The sequence below is a fragment of the Pseudescherichia vulneris genome, from assembly GCF_902164725.1.
GTDB lineage: Bacteria > Pseudomonadota > Gammaproteobacteria > Enterobacterales > Enterobacteriaceae > Pseudescherichia > Pseudescherichia vulneris.
The window spans coordinates 164,536-166,146 of sequence record NZ_LR607338.1 but is presented as its reverse complement, the minus strand read 5'-3'; the positions used below and the strand labels follow the sequence as shown (position 1 = coordinate 166,146).

Sequence of the window (1,611 nt, the reverse complement as noted above, 5' to 3'; positions counted from 1 at the left end):
CATCCCTGAAAACGGGGATGGTTATCCCCGAAAACAGGGAAAGGTATCCCCGAAAACAGGGAACACCAAAGACATTCTTTCAAAGACAAATATAAAAGATCTAACCCCCTATAGTCCCCCAGGGGGGAATGGGAAGTTTGATCCGCTCAGCATCCCTGTTCCTGAGTGGCTGAATACGGCCACGTGGAATGAGTGGGTCGCGTATCGCCGCCAGTCTGGTAAGCCCATCAAAACCGAGCTGACCGTCACTAAGGCTTTCAGCCTCCTGAAGCAGTGCCTGGACGAGGGACACGATCCGGCGGACGTGATTAACGCCAGCATCGCCAACGGGTACCAGGGTTTGTTCAAGCCAAAATTCAGCCTCAGTGGTCGCAAGGCGGGCCGGGATGTGAATCAAATTTCTCAGCCAGGTAGTGACATTCCAGATGGGTTCAGGGGGTAAACGTGAAAAATATTATTGGCACTGGCAGCGCCCTTGAGCGCCTGAAAAAAATCATTCCGGCTAACGTGCAGCCGAAATTCAGCAATGCCCAGGAGTGGCAGGCATGGCAGGAATCCGAGGGCCGGAAGCGCTCCGAGGAAATCGACAGGATGAATCAGCGCGCACGCTCAGAGAAGATTTTTGGCAGAGCTGGCATTCAGGCCCTGCACCGCAGCTGCTCGTTTGCAAACTACGAAGTGTCAGGTGCTGAACAGCGTCAGGCATACAGCATGGCGAAAAGCTACGCCCAGAACTTTGGCGGCAGCGGGTTCGCAAGCTTTGTGTTCAGCGGCGCGCCTGGTACCGGAAAGAATCATCTGGCAGCGGCAATCGGTAACCATCTGCTTGCTGCTGGCCACTCCGTTCTGGTGGTGACCATACCTGACCTGATGCTCCGGGTCCGTGAGTGCTATGACGACGGCCAGTCTGAAGCTTCGTTGCTTAACGACCTCTGCAACGTCGATCTCCTGATACTGGACGAAGTAGGTATTCAGCGTGGCTCCAGCGGCGAGAAGGTGATCATCAACCAGGTAATCGACCGCCGCCTATCATCCATGCGGCCAGTTGGCATCCTGACCAACCTGAACCACGGCGAGCTCGTTACCACCCTGGGCGCACGTGTTATGGACCGCCTGCAGATGGACGGTGGTATCTGGGTCAATTTTGGCTGGGCGAGTTATCGCAAAAACGTCAGCCATCTGCGCATCGCGAAGTGAGGTGACCATGTGCAATCGCTTAAAACCGAAGCAAAAGGCCATCGTGGAGTTCATCGAGGCAAACGGACCGGCGACACCCCGCCAGATCCGCACGCTGCTCGGCTGCGACATCCGTGAGGCCTACGACCGGCTCAAGCGCCTGGGTATGGCCGGGATCGTCAAAAATATCGGCAAACCGAAGCATCCGGAATACCAGCTGGTGCAGCGCTGGCAGGAAAAGATCAAACGAACCAGGCCAGCACCTGCAGCGCCAGCAGCGAAGGCGAAAACGCCAGCGAAAGCAGTGACACCAGCACCAGCAGCGCTGTCCATTGCGGACGTTTGCCGCCAGAACTGGCAGGGCTACAAAATTCATAAAATTTTTGGGAGTGCACGGGCATGAGTGAATTACAGAACAACAAAGAGCTGGTGGCC

General features: G+C 55.9%; 2 protein-coding genes and 1 pseudogene. All 3 read left to right on the top strand.

Translation table 11 applies throughout. From position 1 onward, the window contains the following. A pseudogene (locus tag FN633_RS00680) lies at window positions 1-442 on the top strand (replication protein); the annotation flags it as partial. A 2-nt stretch (window positions 443-444) separates the two neighbouring features. Further along, entirely contained in the window at window positions 445-1,197 is a 753-nt protein-coding gene (locus FN633_RS00675; protein WP_154056396.1) for an ATP-binding protein, read from the top strand. A gap of 7 nt (window positions 1,198-1,204) precedes the next feature. Beyond that, entirely contained in the window at window positions 1,205-1,579 is a 375-nt protein-coding gene (locus FN633_RS00670; protein WP_154056395.1) for a hypothetical protein, read from the top strand. The last annotated feature ends 32 nt before the right edge of the window (window positions 1,580-1,611 follow it).